Below are 14,429 nucleotides of genomic sequence, written 5' to 3'. Positions count from 1 at the left end.
GATCGGCTCTCGTCATCGGCGTCCGAGCCACTGGAAATTAACCATTGGCTGCGACACACTGCGGTCATGGCGAAGGTCATCCAGTTCGAAGATCATGCGTTGAAGCGGTTGCGTGCGCGGGTTGCGGCCGCCGAGGAGGCCAACCAGGACCTGATCGCGTTCGCACGGGGCCACTCGGGCGCGGTTTCTTCCATCCACTCGGCCGTTCTGGCCGCAATGGAGGCCGACAGTCTTGAAGGCCTGCTGCATGTGGTGGTGCAGGAATGGCCGCTGATCCTTGGCCTGGACGCCGTGGCGCTGGCGCTGATCGCCGGGGACAAGGGCTTTCGTGTCGATTCGTCGGGCATCCAGCTGGTTGATCCGGCCATGTTGCAGCGCTCCCTGATCCAGGTGGACGGCGTGGTGTTGCGGACGGTTGAGCGTGGCCATCCCTTGTTCGGTCCGGCCTGCGACCTGATCAGGGCCGAGGCGCTCATCCGGCTCGAAGGCGACGCGCCGGCCGGGCTGATCGCTCTTGGTCAACGGACCGTGCAGCCGCTCGACGGCCGTCACGGCAGCGAACTGCTGCACTTCCTGGGCCGCGGTTTGTCGGCTATGATTCAGCGGTGGATCAGCGAGATCTAGCCGCCGAGCCGACGCAGCTCGCTGTCCGTTTCGGCGCCTTCCTCGCCCATGATCGCCGTCGGAGCGCGCACACGGTGCGGGCCTATCAGGCGACGGCGCATCGCTTCATTGCGTTCATGAACGGCTACCGCGGCGAGCAGATCGGCCGTTATGCCCTGCTTACCATCCAGCCCACCGACCTTCGCTCATTTCTCGCGCAACGGCGCGGGGAGGGACTGGGCGCGGCGTCGGCGGCGCGCGAATTGTCGGCGGTACGCGCTTTCCTCAAGTTCGTGGCGGAGGACATGGGCGAGCAGCCACAGCTGCCGAGGACCCGCGCCCCGAAGCGGCCGCGAACATTGCCCCGTCCAGCATCACCGACCGACGTGGTTGCCTTGGCCGAAGAGGCTGGCGACGCCGCGCTGCTGCCCTGGGTAGGGACGCGCGACCTCGCGATCCTGCTGCTGCTTTATGGCTCCGGCCTGCGCATTTCCGAAGCACTGGGCCTGACCGGCCGCGCACTGCCGCTTGGCACCACGCTGCGGGTTACGGGCAAGCGCAACAAGACGCGGGTGGTGCCGCTGGTCCCGGCCGTGCGCGATGCCATGCAGGACTATCTCAGCCAATGCCCGTGGCCCGTGAGCGGTGACCTGCCGCTCTTCGTGGGCGTTCGTGGCGGACCGCTCAATCCTGATCTGGTGCGCCGCGCCGTCGCGGGGGCTCGGCAGCGGCTCGGCCTGCCCGACAGCTTGACCCCGCATGCCTTGCGGCACAGCTTCGCCACGCATCTGCTCGCGCGCGGCGCGGACCTGCGCTCTCTGCAGGAACTGCTTGGTCACGCCAGCCTGTCATCGACCCAGATCTATACTGGCGTGGACGCCGCGCACTTGCTTGACGTTTACCGCCACGCGCACCCGCGCGCCTAATCGCGTCCACGCGGGCGGAATGTCACCAAGCGCCAGCCGTAACCCAGCACCATGATGACGAGGATGGCGTTGCTCACTGGGCCGAGCCACTCGTCCACCTCGCCGAACCGTTCACGCAACTTGTAGCCGGCAACGGCAAGCAGCGTGGTCCATCCGGCGGTCCCGATGGTCGAGAAGAGAAGAAAGGTTGTCACACGCATCTGCAGCAGCCCGGCTGGAACCGACACCAGGCTGCGGACGGTGGGCAGCAGGCGACCAAGGAATACGAAGAAGCCGCCGTATTTGCGGAACCAGCGCTCGGCCCGTTCGACCTCGGTCCAGCTCAGCGTCAGCCAGCGGCCGTGACGATCGATAACTGGCCGCAGCCGGACGATGCCGAGCGTTCGCGCAGCCAGATACCAGACACTGTTACCGAGCATGGCGCCCGCGGTCCCGCTGGCGATTGCACCAAGCAGGCTGAGCTGGCCCTTGGCAGCCGCGACCCCGGCCACCGACATGATCACCTCCGACGGAATGGGCGGGAACACCGTCTCGAGGAACATCAGAAACGCGACGCCAAGATATCCCGACTCCTCGATCAGCCGGATGACCCAGTTCGACATGATCCGTTACCCGCCGAGCTTGCGCTCGATGGCGTCCCAGATAAGGCCGGCGCTGTTGATCCCGTCGAAGCGGTCGAGCGCGACGAGGCCGGTTGGCGAGGTGACGTTGATCTCGGTGAGATGGCCGCCAATCACATCGATGCCGACAAACAGCAGGCCACGCTCGCGCAGGTGGGGGCCGAGGGCGGCGCAAATCGTGCGTTCGCGGGAGCTCAGCTCCGTCTTTACCGCGGTTCCGCCAGCGGCAAGGTTGGACCGGATCTCGCCTGCGCCTGGAACGCGGTTGATGGCGCCAACAGGCTCTCCGTCGACCAGGATGATGCGCTTGTCGCCTTCGCTGACCGCCGGAAGGAAGGCCTGGGCGATGTAGGGCTCTTTCCAAACGTCGCCAAACAGCTCGGCCAGGGCGCGCAGGTTAGTGCCATCGTGGCCGATGTGGAACACCGCAGCGCCCGCGTTGCCGTGCAGCGGCTTCATGACGATCTCGCCATGCTTCGCGTGAAAATCGCGCAGCTCGTCGATGCTGCGGGTGATGAGCGTGGATGGCATGAACTCGGCGAAGTCGAGCACGAAGAGCTTCTCGGGCGCATCGCGGACCGAGCGCGGATCGTTGATAACCAGCGTCTTGCCACGCAGCCGCTCCAGCAGGTGCGCCGCGGTGATGTACGCAATGTCGAATGGTGGGTCCTGCCGCATCAGGACAACATCGACATCGTCCGCGAGATACAGGCCGACGGGGTCCTGTGCGGTGAAGTGGTCACCCTCGACGCGCTGCACCCGGACCTCCGCCGCGAGGGCGCGCACGTGGCCATCCTCATAAGTGAGGGCGTCGGCGGCATAATGGAACAGCCGATGCCCGCGCTCCTGCGCTTCGAGCATGAGGGCGAAGGTGGAGTCGCCGGCAATGGCGATGCTCTCGAGCGGGTCCATCTGGACGGCAACGGTCAGCGGCATAGCCAGCCGACTAGGGGACCTTACCGCGCTTGTCACTCGCTCCAAACGTCGGGCACGTGGCGCGGCCATCGGCCGGGCACGATGAACAGGGCGTCCACCCGAATGACGGCGCAACCCTGTCCGTAGCGCGCGCTGAGGCGTTCGGCCGCGACCGCCACCCGCCGCAAGCGGTTGCGGTCGAGCGCGAGCCCGGCGGCATGCTCGTCTTTCCGGTTCTTGACCTCGACGAACGCCAGGGTGCGCCCTCGTCTTGCCACCAGGTCGACCTCGCCACCGGGTACGCGGGCGCGCTGGGCGAGGATCCGCCAGCCGTGCAAGCGAAGCCACCAGGCGGCAATTACCTCGGCCCGCCGACCCCGTCGCTCGGCCGCTGCGCGCCGGTTCAACGGCTAAGCTCCAGTGCTCGAGCATAGGCTCGCTTGCGCGGCACCCCCAGCCGCTGTGCGATGTCCGCCGCTGCTCGCGAAGGACTGGCGTCCGCCATGGCAGCGATGAGTGCGGCGTCGAGTTCCTCGTCGCTTGCCTCAGCCCGTTCGGCTGGCGGGCCGACGACGACTACGATCTCCCCGCGCGGCGGGCGGTCCATCACCTGTTCGACCAGTTCCGACAAGCGGCCCGCGAGACATTCCTCGTGGAGCTTGCTGATCTCCCGCACCACCGCCGCATCCCGATCGCCCAGGCCCTCGCGCAAGGCCGCGAGGCATTCGGCGATCCTGCTGCCACCTTCGTAGAAGACCAGGGTAGCACGTACCCCAGCAAGTTCCGTGATCGCGTCGGCACGAGCCTTCGCCTTGGGCGGCAGGAAGCCCGCGAACAGGAACCGATCGGTTGGTAGGCCCGCCAGTGTCAGTGCCGCGATCACAGCCGAAGGACCAGGCAGCGTGTGCACTGCAAGCCCCGCCTCGCGGGCCGCCCGCACGAGCTTGTAGCCTGGGTCGGAGATCAGCGGAGTGCCCGCGTCGCTGACCAGCGCGACGGCTTCGCTCGCCAGCCTCGCAAGGATGGCAGCGCGGTCCGCTTCGCTTGAATGATCGTGATAGGCCTGCATTCGCGCTCGAGCACCGATGTGGGCGAGCAGCTTGGCCGTCACACGCTTGTCCTCGGCGAGGACCAGGTCGGCCGAGCGCAGCACCTCGGCCGCACGGGCGGTGAGGTCGCCCAGATTGCCGATCGGGGTCGCAACGATGTACAGGCCGGGCGAGAGCGTGGTCGTGTCCATATGGGAGCCAGCCTGATGACACCCTCGAGCCCATGGCGGCAACCCCGGCAAGCCTCGATGGTCCGCCGCGCCTTGCTGACATCGTCGCTGGCCGCGCTGGTGCTAGCGGCCTGTTCAACGAGTACGTCCACCAGGCCGGGTCAGCCGCCGACCGGAATTGCGCGCAACCGGGTCGCGGTGCTGGTTCCGACCAGCGGGGCCGATGCCGCCGTTGGGCAAGGGATTGCAAACGCCGCGCGGCTGGCGCTCGTCGACAGCGGCAGCGACGCGGTTGAACTCACCACCTACAATACCGCCGAAGCAGGGGCCTCTTCCGCCGCTCAGCGAGCGCTGGCGGGTGGCGCGGGACTTATCCTCGGGCCACTGCTGGGTGAGCAAGTACGCGCGGTTGCGCCGCTTGCCAGGTCAGCCGGGGTGCCCCTGCTTGCCTATAGCAATGACGAGACGGTCGCGGGTAGCGGAACGTACATCCTCGGCTTCGTGCCCTCGCAGGCAGTCACGCGAGTCATCGCGGAGGCCCGCCGTCAGGGCGCCAGCCGCTTCGCCGCGCTGGCACCTCAGTCAACCTATGGCGAGCGCGCCAGCGAAGGACTTGAGCGAAGCGTGGCTAAGAGCGGAGGTCGGCTGACCGGGCTCATCCGCTACAGCAGCCTGGCCCAGGCGCGGGCGGGGCTGCGGCGGCTGAACGATGGTGGCTACGATGCGGTGCTGATCCTTGATGATGGAGAGGTGGCGGCGGCACTGGCCCCGCTCGTGCCCTCGGGGCGGCGCATTCTTGGTCCCGACCTGTGGGCCAGCGAGCGCCAGCTTGGCCGGGTCGCGCGGCTGCGGGGAGCGCTCTATGCGGCGCCGTCCGACACTCGCTTTCAGCAATTCGCCGCCCGCTACAGGGGCCGCTTCGGACAGGTTCCACCGCGCCTCGCCAGCCTTGGTTATGACAGCGTTCTGCTGACGGTCCGGGCGGCCCGGCAGTGGGAGCCGGGCCGACGCTTCCCGCTGCAGAGCCTGCGCGACGACGAGGGTTTTCTTGGTGTCGACGGCGTGTTTCGCTTCACTCGGGGGGGTGTCGCCGAGCGCGGGTTGGAAGTGCGCCAAGTGACCGCGGCCGGCAGTCAGGTCGTTTCCGCGGCCCCCGGCCATTTCTGATCCGCCGGGACCTCCAGCACGGCTTCATAGCTGGCGCCCACCCGGGTCAAATGACTTTCGAACAGAGTTACGCGATCGACGGTCCACGGGGGAGTGGTAAGCTCTGAGTGACGCTCGACCGAGGCGCTGACCGACGGCGGCTCTGCGCCGGTCCAGCGGGCGAGCGTCAGATGCGGGTGGTAGGCGCGATGCTCGGGTGCGAGGCCGATGCCCTGGCACAGCCGGTCCAGCCGCCCGGCCAGCACCCGGAGCGGCTCCTTCGGTGCGACGGCCGCCCACAGCGCCCCTCCGCGCCGACGGGCGAAGCGGCCGACGCCGGCCAGCGCGAGTTCGAACGCCGAGAATTGGAAGCGCGCTAATGCTGCCGCCAGATCCTCCGCCACGGGTCGCTCCACCTCGCCGATGAAGCGGAGGGTGACGTGGAGCTGTTCCTCGTCCTGCCAGCGGACCGGGAGGCCGTCGTCCATCAGGTCGAGCGCCTCGTCGCGGATGGCGGCGGGCGGGGTCAGGGCGACGAACATTCGGTGCATGGCCTGCTTGTAACGCCCTGTTCCGCTACGGGTCACCGGTTTCGCTTGAAGCGGGACGAGCAAAGCCCGATATAGCAATCTGCTCGGGGAGTGTCGTCGAGGCCCCCCGGAAAAGGAGAGAAAATGTCGAACTGGTCTGACCCGCGCACGACGACCGCCGCGCAGCCTGCCGTTTCGGTAGGTGTTCCGCGCGCCGCCCGCGACGTGGGCCTGCGGTCCTACATGCTGAGCGTCTACAACTACATGGCCTCGGGCGTGCTGCTCACGGGCATCGTCGCCTACGCGCTTGCCGCCAGCGGCATCGCCGAGGGAATCTTCTTCAACGGCGGAATCCTCCGCTGGGTGGTCCTGTTCGCGCCGCTGATCATGATCATGGTCATGGGCGTCCGGATGCAGCGCATGTCCACCGGCGGGGCGCAGGCCTTCTTCTGGGCCTTTGCCGCCGTGATGGGCGTGTCGATGTCGGTCATCCCGCTGATCTACAGCGGCACCAGCATCGCCCAGACCTTCTTCGCCACCGCGATCGCCTTCATGAGCCTGAGCCTGTGGGGCTATTCGACCAAGAAGGACCTGTCGGCCTTCGGCACCTTCCTGATCATGGGCGTGGTCGGCCTGATTGTCGTCATGCTGCTCAACATGTTCATCCGCTCCGACGCGCTGAGCATGGTCATCAGCGCCGTCGGCGTGCTGCTGTTCGCGGGCCTGACCGCCTACGACACGCAGAAGATCAAGAGCATGTACGCCTACGTGGCGGGCACCGACATGATGGGCAAGACGGCCATCATGGGCGCGCTGACGCTCTACCTGGACTTCATCAACATGTTCCAGTTCCTGCTGAGCTTCATGGGCGATCGCCGCTAAGGCGCCGTCTCACCGACGTTCGGACGGACAGAAGGGCCCGGCGGAGCGATCCGCCGGGCCCTTTTTCGTGTCGGGCACGGCGCGAACGGATGCGGGCGAAGTTTCCATGTTTCCCTGGTGCGGGTGTGTAGCGGCCTCAGAAGTTTCCAAGTTTCCCTGGTTCGAGGGTGCAGGGCCCCCGCAAGTTTCCAAGTTTCCCTGGTTCGGCCCTTCCAGCGCGGCCGGCGCCGGCACGGGCGCGGCCTCGAGCGTGCTGACCGGGCGAGCGCGGGCGGGCAGGGCGCGCTGCTTCTGCCAGCGCTCCACCTCGTCGATCGGCGCGTAGTTCAACGGATCGCGCACGCGCAGCAGGTACATCAGCAGCCGGTCGTGATGAACGGTGCGATGCCCGACGACCTGGCCGTTATGGTAGACCTCCGTCTCCGTCCCGAAGCGGGCGCGGTGAAAGGCGGTCTCGGCCAGCACGGAGACGGATTCCTGAAGCGCTGCGTCCCAGGCGGCGCGGAAGGCGGGGGCGCGGCGGTAGAGCTTGCGCGCCGACTGCCGCGACAGGCCGACGGAGGCGGCGGCCTCCAGCACCGAGCAGGTGTCGGCCAACCGCTCCAGGAACAGCTCGCGCCGGGCCAGCGTCCAGCCGTCCTCCCTCTGGTCGGCCGGCACCTCGGCGGCGAGCCGCGCGCGGTCCTCCTCGTCGCGGTCGAGCAGCTTGGGATGGAGCCGGTCCTCCCGGTCGCACAGCGTCTCGCGCTTGTGCTCGTCAGGACCGTCGGGACGCCAGGCGGCGAGCTCCTCCGGAGTCTCGATCGGGTGATGGTCGGAGTCGTCGGGATCGAACATCCGCTCCATCCACGAACGGAGCGGGCTGACGCTCCCGTCCGGCTGCACTTCCATGAGTGCCTGCTGCTTCGGATCCCAGTAATAATCGCCCGGTTGATGTCGCTTAGCCATTGCGAGTGTGGAGCAAGGGAAGTCCTATTGTTCAAGGCCCCGAGCGCAGCCGAGCGATTGCGAAGCAATCGGGAGGCAGCGCGAAGAGAGGCCGCGAACCGGCCAGCGGCCGCCGCAAGAGCGGCGGGCCGACTGACGTCACGGATTTATTCCGTGACGGCCCTTCCTTCCTTTCTCCACAGCTTTCGCTGACGCCCATGTTCCCGCTCTGTTCCCCACGCGTTATGCAGCGGTCATGTCCGCCAAGCACATCCGCACCACCGCCGACCTGGTCCGCTTCAACGCCGCCATCCGAATCGACTGCCCGCACTGCGCCGCGGCGCGGACGCTGAACGGGGCGCAGGTGGTGCAGCTGCTCGGCGTCTGCGGCTTCGAAGCCGCCGAAGCGCGCCTGCGCTGCGGGCGGTGCGGGGGGAAGGGGGCGCGGGTGACGGTGTTGCCGCCCGTCTAGGCGCCGAGGGCAATGGAGCGGTTGCGCAGCAACCGTGAGCTTGGCCGAGAGACGCCGCAGACCGGCCGACAGGTGGGCGGCACGCCCAGCGTGATCGACCCTCACGGATTTACTCCGTGGCGGCTCCTCACCTCCGCAAGGTCGCTTTTACCGCAGCAACCACGGTCCGCAGTTCTGCAAAGGAGGTTGCGGCGGCGAGCGCCCGCACACCGGTGAGGCCGAGCGAGCGTTGATGGGGCAGCAGCGAGGCCGGCACGACATAGAACCGCCACTGCTCGGGCTCGCGGTGGTCGGCAATGGCCGGATCGAACACGGGATGGTGGGCGAAGACGTAGAGCGCGGCGGCGCGACCGGGGGCATCCACCCACGTTGCGCCTTCCCAGCGCCCGGTCCGTGAGGCGATATCGAACCTGCCGATGCAGGGGCGGGAGCGGTCGTCGTGCCAGTCCTGTCGTGCCGCCGACTGCTTTACCTCGAGGCCAGTTCCGTCGGCGGCGACGAAGTCGAATGAGGCCCACCCTTCCGCGCACCAGCGCCACTCGGGCTCCAGCGCCTCGGCCACAATGGCTTCGACGAGCGTTCCCCGGAACGCGTTGCCGACGAGCGGCTTACCCAGCAGGGTCTCGATGAGTCGTTGCCGGAGAGCCTCTTGCATGAAGTGAGGCTAGAAGCCGACGGCGAAGGCGTCGAGTTCATCCTCGTTCAAGCTAATGAGAGGAAGGCACTGGATTGCGGCGCTTCGCTCGCAATGATGGACAGGCAGCGCCTAGCCTACGACGGCGGCGAGGTTGGGGACTTTGCCGGCGGCTTTCTTGCGGCCCATCGACCAGTTGGCCTGGAGCCGGACCTGCGGGTTGGGGACGCACCACACCTCGCCGCCCTCGTCCATGCCGGTAACCCAGAGGAGGTCGAACTCGGGCCCATAGTCGATCACCGCAAACGCCATCCCGCTCCCGCGGTCGAGGACATGGACGGGCATGGGCGGATCAAGCTGGGTGAAGGCCATGGGGGAAGAACGGGAAAGTGCGGGACGCGTTCCGCTGGGGCTTTGGGCGGTATGGGTGAGGCGCCGGGCAGCCGGAATGCACCATCCGGTTCTCCGATAGACGTTCCCAACAACGCTCAAACTAGAGCTTTGCTGCCTCCCCGCGATGCTCCATTAACTCAGTATGCGCACGAGCCGATTCACCGACTTCGTCACGATCCGCCAAGCGATAGCCGCCGCGGGTCTTCTCACACTATCGAGCAGTACTCTGGCTGTGGGTCGGCCTATTACCAGAACACTGACGAAGACTATCACCGTTATGAGCACCTGCTCTACTCAGTTCTGGAAGGATTTCGCTTCTCTGCTCGCAAGTGTGGCGTGGCCATTAGCGCTCGTAGTCACTGCGATGATGTTGATCAGGAATATAGAGAAAATAAAGGGAGCAGTCAGGGACGCTCCGCTTGTGCGAAGATTCGCATTCGCAGGTTTTGAAGTTGAACTTGATAGGACGACACTCGACCGGATCAAACGCGACACCGAAAAAACTTTCACAAGTCTCATCAAAGAAACCAACAGCGAGATCAAGGTTTTTTCTGAGGGACTATTTATCGCGGATAGGCTTGAATCAGCCGCTTGGGCGATCATCAATTCGTTCTTTGGCCAAACGCCAATCCCACCGGCTTCTCAATTACGTTTCACAGTCCATATACCAGACGTAATTTTTCAGGACTTTCTGTACCAGTTGACTGAGTATTTTCACCCAGCGAGCACAGCAGGTGGCCGGAAAGCAGGACGACGATTCTCCTCAAGGTACGGCATAATCGGGCTTGCTTGGAGAACTTTTACATCTCGCGGCGTAGGGGCGGCGTTTCAAGGGAGCGCCCAACGAACTCAACAGTTGATTGAGCATTGGAGCATGACGCCAGGAGAAGCTCAGGAAGCTAAGAAAAAACCCTCTTGTATTGCCGTCATGGTGAAAGACGAAATTTTTAAAAAACCTCGTGGCCTTATCTACTTCGACTCTGAATTGGTGAACTTATTTGGTAATGATCAACAGGCGGCAGCATTCTCTTCGCGCTGTGAGTCCATCCAAGAGGTTGTAGAACTCGGAAATGCTCTACTTGAACTGGAGCGGTTTAGTTCCCAACTAAAAATTGGCATCAACTTAGCGGAACTTGTTAACAATGAACACAATAGCTAATTACGATGCTGTGGCTCACGAGTACTACGACCCGGACGCCCACCCAACATGTGATAACTTTAGGCAGCTAAGCAGAAAATTTATAGGTGCACACCTCCATTTGTCTAAAACCGTACTTGAAATAGGGGCAGGTCGCTCTGTCGTTGCAGAAATATTGGAAGAGCACGGGAGAAGTCTTCTCGGCTTAACAGTTCAAGATAAATCCAGAGAGATGCTAGAGTATTCTTCTCATTGGTTCCCATTTCTATCAAATCATTTCATCTCAGATGCGCACAAGACTCCCTGTCGCGACTCATTCTTCGACACTATTGTTTCCTCGCTAGGTGATCCGTACAACAATTTAGAAACAATGACCGAAGTTCATCGGATACTCGCATCAGGGGGGCGTTATCTGATCACGCTCCCGGATCACGAATGGGCTGTATCATTCCGAAATGACGAGCAGACGAAATATGCCGAATTCTTGACAAGAAGCGGCGAGAAGTTGCTTGTCCCATCGTTAACAATGGCATTTGACGAGCAAGTAGAACTTGCAAATGAGGCAGGGCTGTCGCTCGATCTGCATCAACGACTAACCTTAGACGGAGTTAGAGGTCGAATCTCGCCCAAATTAAGCCGTGACAAGTACGTGCTTGAGTGCTTCGTCTTCAGAAAGCACCGAAGCTGAGCTTTACTCCGCAGCCACCTCATGAGTAGCCTCTGCGACTTCACCCGTAACCTTCTTCCGCCGCACCTTCAACTTGGCTGCCGCTGATTTCTCCTCGTCAAACAACTCGCTATCTGCGCTCGCAAGAGCGCTCACCTGAACCGCACGCTCCAGCAGCGGCTTGAGATAGTGCCCCGTGAAGCTGCGCTCCTCCTGCACCACCTGCTCGGGCGTACCTTGCGCGACGATCTCGCCGCCGTTGACGCCGCCGTCGGGTCCTAAGTCGAGGATCCAGTCGGCGGTCTTGATGACGTCGAGGTTGTGCTCGATCACCACCACGGTGTTGCCCTGCTCGACCAGCGCGTGGAGGACTTCGAGGAGCTTGCGGACGTCCTCGAAATGGAGGCCGGTGGTGGGCTCGTCGAGGATGTAGAGGGTGCTGCCGGTGGCGCGGCGGCTGAGCTCCTTGGCGAGCTTGACCCGCTGCGCCTCGCCGCCGCTCAAGGTGGTCGCCTGCTGGCCGACCTTGACGTAGCCCAGGCCCACTTCCTGCAGCATCGCCATCTTGTCACGGATGCCGGGGACGGCCCTGAAGAACTCGACCGCGTCCTCGACCGTCATGTCGAGCACGTCGGCGATGCTCTTGCCCTTGAACTTCACCTCGAGCGTTTCGCGGTTGTAGCGCTGGCCGTGGCAGACGTCGCAGGTGACGTAGACGTCGGGGAGGAAGTGCATCTCGATCTTGAGGAGGCCGTCGCCGGTGCACGCCTCGCAGCGGCCGCCCTTGACGTTGAACGAGAAGCGCCCTGGCTTGTAGCCGCGCTCCTGGCTTTCGGGGAGGCCGGCGAACCAGTCGCGGATCTGGGTGAAGGCGCCGGTGTAGGTGGCCGGGTTGGAGCGCGGGGTGCGGCCGATCGGCGACTGGTCGATGTCGATGACCTTGTCGAGCTGGTCGAGGCCGGTGACCTTGTCGTGCTTGCCCGCGAGGATGCGGGCGCCGTTCAGGTGGCGCGCGGCGGCGGCGTAGAGGGTGTCGATGGTGAAGCTCGACTTGCCCGAGCCCGAGACCCCGGTCACGCAGGTGAAGGTGCCGAGGGGAATCGAGGCGGTGACGCCCTGCAGGTTGTTGGCCTGGGCGTTGTGGACGGTGAGCTTCTTGCCGTTGCCCTTGCGGCGCTTGGGCGGAAGCGGAATGGCGCGGCGGCCGGAGAGATAGTCGGCGGTGAGGCTGCCTTCAGTGGTCAGCAGGCCGGCGAGGTCGCCCGAATAGATGACGTCGCCGCCGCGCACGCCCGCGCCGGGGCCCATGTCGATGACATGGTCGGCGGTGCGGATGGCGTCCTCGTCATGCTCGACCACCAGCACGGTGTTGCCGAGGGATTTCAGGCGCTGGAGGGTCTCGAGCAGGCGGTCGTTGTCCTTCTGGTGAAGGCCGATCGAGGGCTCGTCGAGGACGTAGAGGACGCCGGACAGGCCGGAGCCGATCTGGGAGGCGAGGCGGATGCGCTGGCTCTCGCCGCCCGACAGGGTGCCGCTGGTCCGGTCGAGGTGGAGATAGTCGAGCCCGACATTGTGGAGGAAGCCGAGGCGCTCGTTGATCTCCTTGAGGATGGCGCGAGCGATTTCCTGCTGCTGCGGCGTGAGCTTCGGTTCGAGGCTGCCGAACCAGGCGTGGGCGTCGGCGACTGAGCGGCGGACGGCTTGGCTGATGTCCTCGCCGGCGATCTTGACGCTCAAGGCTTCGGGCTTGAGGCGGGCGCCGTGGCAGACTTCGCACGGGTGCGAGGCCTGGTAGCGGGACAGCTCCTCCTTCATCCAGGCGCTTTCGGTCTGGAGGAGGCGACGGTTCAAGTTGCCGATAACGCCTTCGAACGGCTTCTTGACCTCATAGCTCTTGCGGCCGTCGATGAACTTCAAGACGACGGGCTTGCCGCCGGTGCCGTGGAGGATGACGTGGCGGTGCTCGTCGGCGAGCTGCTCCCACGGGGTCTGCAGGTCGAAGCCGTAGGCGCGGGCGAGGGAGGCCAGCACCTGCATGTAATAAGGTGAGGGCGGCTGCGACTTGGCCCAGGGCACGACGGCGCCCTTGGCGAGGCTGAGGGCATGATTGGGGACGACCAGATCCTCGTCGAACTCCATCTTCTCACCCAGGCCGTCGCAGCCCGGGCAGGCGCCCTGGGGGGCGTTGAAGGAGAACAGGCGCGGCTCGATCTCGGCGATGGTGAAGCCGCTGACGGGGCAGGCGAACTTTTCCGAGAAGCAAATGCGGCCTGGAGGAGCGTTGCTGGCAAGCACGGCGCGGTCGGCAGCCTTGTGCAGCGCTTCGGCAACGCCGGTATTCTCGGTGCCCGCGGGCTCGGCCGGCGGGTCGGCGGGATCGAGGAAGGCGAGGCCTTCGGCGAGCTTGAGCGCGGTTTCGAAGCTGTCGGCGAGGCGGGTCTGAATGCCATCGCGCACGACGATGCGGTCGACCACTACCTCAAGATCATGCTTGTACTTCTTGTCGAGCGCGGGCGCGTCATCGATGTCGTAGAAGGTGCCGTCGATGCGGACGCGGGTGAAGCCGGCGCGCTGCCACTCGGCGAGCTCTTTCCGATACTCGCCCTTGCGCCCGCGCACGACGGGAGCGAGCAGGTAATGGCGGCTGCCTTCGGGCATGGCCATCACCCGGTCGACCATCTGGCTGACCTGCTGCGCCTCGATCGGCAGGCCGGTGGCGGGGGAGTAAGGAACGCCGACCCGCGCCCACAGCAGGCGCATATAGTCGTAGATCTCGGTCACGGTGGCGACCGTCGAGCGCGGGTTGCGCGAAGTCGTCTTCTGCTCGATCGAAATGGCGGGCGAGAGGCCGTCGATATGCTCGACGTCCGGCTTCTGCATCATCTCGAGGAACTGGCGCGCGTAGGCGGAGAGCGACTCGACGTAGCGCCGCTGCCCTTCGGCATAGATGGTGTCGAACGCGAGGCTCGACTTGCCCGAGCCCGACAGGCCGGTGATCACCGTCAACTGGTCGCGAGGGATGTCGACCGAGACGTTCTTGAGGTTGTGCTCCTTGGCGCCCCGAACGCTGATGTGGGTCAGCATACGGCAAGCCTATGCTTCAGGATATGAGTCAGCATGGAGTGAGTTTGTTCCGTTTTCGTTCTGGAGGCAAGCGCGGGCGCCAGGCGAGGAAACGAGATGGGGATCAGTCGCGGATTGGCAAGGCGGATCGATCCGAACGTCGCAGCGTCCGTTCCGAGGTGTCGCTCTGGGTTACTGTCTCGTCCTCGGTCAGACTTGGTTGATCCAAGATAAACAACTGGAGGTATTAAACTTGATGTCGATTTGAGTTTGGAACATGTTCCCCTCACGAAC

General features: G+C 64.7%; 16 protein-coding genes. 7 read left to right on the top strand and 9 right to left on the bottom strand.

Annotation, left to right across the window (positions count from 1 at the left end; translation table 11 throughout):
- The first annotated feature begins 66 nt into the window (after positions 1 to 66).
- Together M8312_RS06675 and M8312_RS06670 are read left to right on the top strand one after the other, a co-directional pair.
- Positions 67 to 624, top strand: a complete 558-nt coding sequence (locus M8312_RS06675) for a DUF484 family protein (RefSeq protein ID WP_250119592.1) — start codon at positions 67 to 69, stop codon at positions 622 to 624.
- Positions 606 to 1,529 carry a tyrosine recombinase XerC gene (locus M8312_RS06670; protein WP_250119591.1) on the top strand — a complete coding sequence of 308 codons (924 nt, stop codon included), beginning with the start codon at positions 606 to 608 and terminating at the stop codon, positions 1,527 to 1,529. The genes M8312_RS06675 and M8312_RS06670 overlap by 19 nt, the downstream gene beginning before the upstream one ends.
- On the opposite strand, the gene M8312_RS06665 is transcribed toward M8312_RS06670, so the two are convergent.
- Genes M8312_RS06665 through rsmI form a run of 4 tightly spaced genes read right to left on the bottom strand, consistent with a single transcriptional unit; the run spans position 1,526 to position 4,304 of the window.
- Complete coding sequence (locus M8312_RS06665) at positions 1,526 to 2,131, bottom strand: DedA family protein (RefSeq protein ID WP_250119590.1); 606 nt, start codon at positions 2,129 to 2,131, stop codon at positions 1,526 to 1,528. The genes M8312_RS06670 and M8312_RS06665 overlap by 4 nt on opposite strands.
- Positions 2,132 to 2,137: 6 nt before the next feature.
- The gene (gene gshB, locus M8312_RS06660) at positions 2,138 to 3,085 is read right to left on the bottom strand and encodes a glutathione synthase (protein WP_250119589.1); all 948 of its coding nucleotides are present in this window, start codon (positions 3,083 to 3,085) and stop codon (positions 2,138 to 2,140) included.
- Positions 3,086 to 3,117: 32 nt separating this feature from the next.
- The gene (locus M8312_RS06655) at positions 3,118 to 3,471 is read right to left on the bottom strand and encodes a YraN family protein (RefSeq protein WP_250119588.1); all 354 of its coding nucleotides are present in this window, start codon (positions 3,469 to 3,471) and stop codon (positions 3,118 to 3,120) included.
- The gene (gene rsmI, locus M8312_RS06650) at positions 3,468 to 4,304 is read right to left on the bottom strand and encodes a 16S rRNA (cytidine(1402)-2'-O)-methyltransferase (RefSeq protein ID WP_250119587.1); all 837 of its coding nucleotides are present in this window, start codon (positions 4,302 to 4,304) and stop codon (positions 3,468 to 3,470) included. The genes M8312_RS06655 and rsmI overlap by 4 nt, the downstream gene beginning before the upstream one ends.
- A 57-nt stretch (positions 4,305 to 4,361) precedes the next feature.
- On the opposite strand from rsmI, the gene M8312_RS06645 reads away from it, so the two are divergent.
- Positions 4,362 to 5,450: a penicillin-binding protein activator gene (locus tag M8312_RS06645; protein WP_250119586.1), complete on the top strand. Its 1,089-nt coding sequence runs from the start codon at positions 4,362 to 4,364 to the stop codon at positions 5,448 to 5,450.
- Here M8312_RS06645 and thpR read toward each other — a convergent pair.
- Entirely contained in the window at positions 5,417 to 5,971 is a 555-nt protein-coding gene (gene thpR, locus M8312_RS06640; RefSeq protein ID WP_250119585.1) for an RNA 2',3'-cyclic phosphodiesterase, read from the bottom strand. The two genes, M8312_RS06645 and thpR, sit on opposite strands and share 34 nt — an antisense overlap.
- A gap of 132 nt (positions 5,972 to 6,103) precedes the next feature.
- Here thpR and M8312_RS06635 point away from each other — a divergent pair, with 132 nt between their 5' ends.
- A complete protein-coding gene (locus M8312_RS06635; RefSeq protein WP_250119584.1) occupies positions 6,104 to 6,841 on the top strand; it encodes a Bax inhibitor-1/YccA family protein in 738 nt (245 codons plus the stop codon).
- A 9-nt stretch (positions 6,842 to 6,850) separates the two neighbouring features.
- Here the strand turns inward: M8312_RS06635 and M8312_RS06630 are convergent, their stop codons facing one another.
- Entirely contained in the window at positions 6,851 to 7,789 is a 939-nt protein-coding gene (locus M8312_RS06630; protein ID WP_250119583.1) for a hypothetical protein, read from the bottom strand.
- A gap of 235 nt (positions 7,790 to 8,024) precedes the next feature.
- Here M8312_RS06630 and M8312_RS06625 point away from each other — a divergent pair, with 235 nt between their 5' ends.
- Positions 8,025 to 8,240 carry a hypothetical protein gene (locus tag M8312_RS06625; protein ID WP_250119582.1) on the top strand — a complete coding sequence of 72 codons (216 nt, stop codon included), beginning with the start codon at positions 8,025 to 8,027 and terminating at the stop codon, positions 8,238 to 8,240.
- 127 nt (positions 8,241 to 8,367) lie between these two features.
- Here the strand turns inward: M8312_RS06625 and M8312_RS06620 are convergent, their stop codons facing one another.
- Together M8312_RS06620 and M8312_RS06615 are read right to left on the bottom strand one after the other, a co-directional pair.
- Positions 8,368 to 8,895, bottom strand: coding sequence for a hypothetical protein (locus M8312_RS06620; RefSeq protein WP_250119581.1), 528 nt, complete (start codon positions 8,893 to 8,895; stop codon positions 8,368 to 8,370).
- A gap of 111 nt (positions 8,896 to 9,006) precedes the next feature.
- A complete protein-coding gene (locus M8312_RS06615) occupies positions 9,007 to 9,246 on the bottom strand; it encodes a hypothetical protein (RefSeq protein ID WP_250119580.1) in 240 nt (79 codons plus the stop codon).
- Positions 9,247 to 9,631: 385 nt separating this feature from the next.
- Between M8312_RS06615 and M8312_RS06610 the strand changes: the two genes are divergently transcribed.
- Positions 9,632 to 10,426: a hypothetical protein gene (locus M8312_RS06610; RefSeq protein ID WP_250119579.1), complete on the top strand. Its 795-nt coding sequence runs from the start codon at positions 9,632 to 9,634 to the stop codon at positions 10,424 to 10,426.
- Positions 10,410 to 11,093: a class I SAM-dependent methyltransferase gene (locus M8312_RS06605; RefSeq protein WP_250119578.1), complete on the top strand. Its 684-nt coding sequence runs from the start codon at positions 10,410 to 10,412 to the stop codon at positions 11,091 to 11,093. Before M8312_RS06610 ends, M8312_RS06605 begins: the two co-directional genes overlap by 17 nt.
- 3 nt (positions 11,094 to 11,096) lie before the next feature.
- Here the strand turns inward: M8312_RS06605 and uvrA are convergent, their stop codons facing one another.
- Positions 11,097 to 14,156: an excinuclease ABC subunit UvrA gene (gene uvrA / locus M8312_RS06600; protein ID WP_250119577.1), complete on the bottom strand. Its 3,060-nt coding sequence runs from the start codon at positions 14,154 to 14,156 to the stop codon at positions 11,097 to 11,099.
- Positions 14,157 to 14,429: the final 273 nt, after the last annotated feature.

This window comes from Sphingomonas sp. KRR8, assembly GCF_023559245.1.
GTDB lineage: Bacteria > Pseudomonadota > Alphaproteobacteria > Sphingomonadales > Sphingomonadaceae > Sphingomicrobium.
The sequence above is the reverse complement of the archived record's forward strand: the minus strand, read 5'-3'. Positions and strand labels throughout refer to the sequence as shown.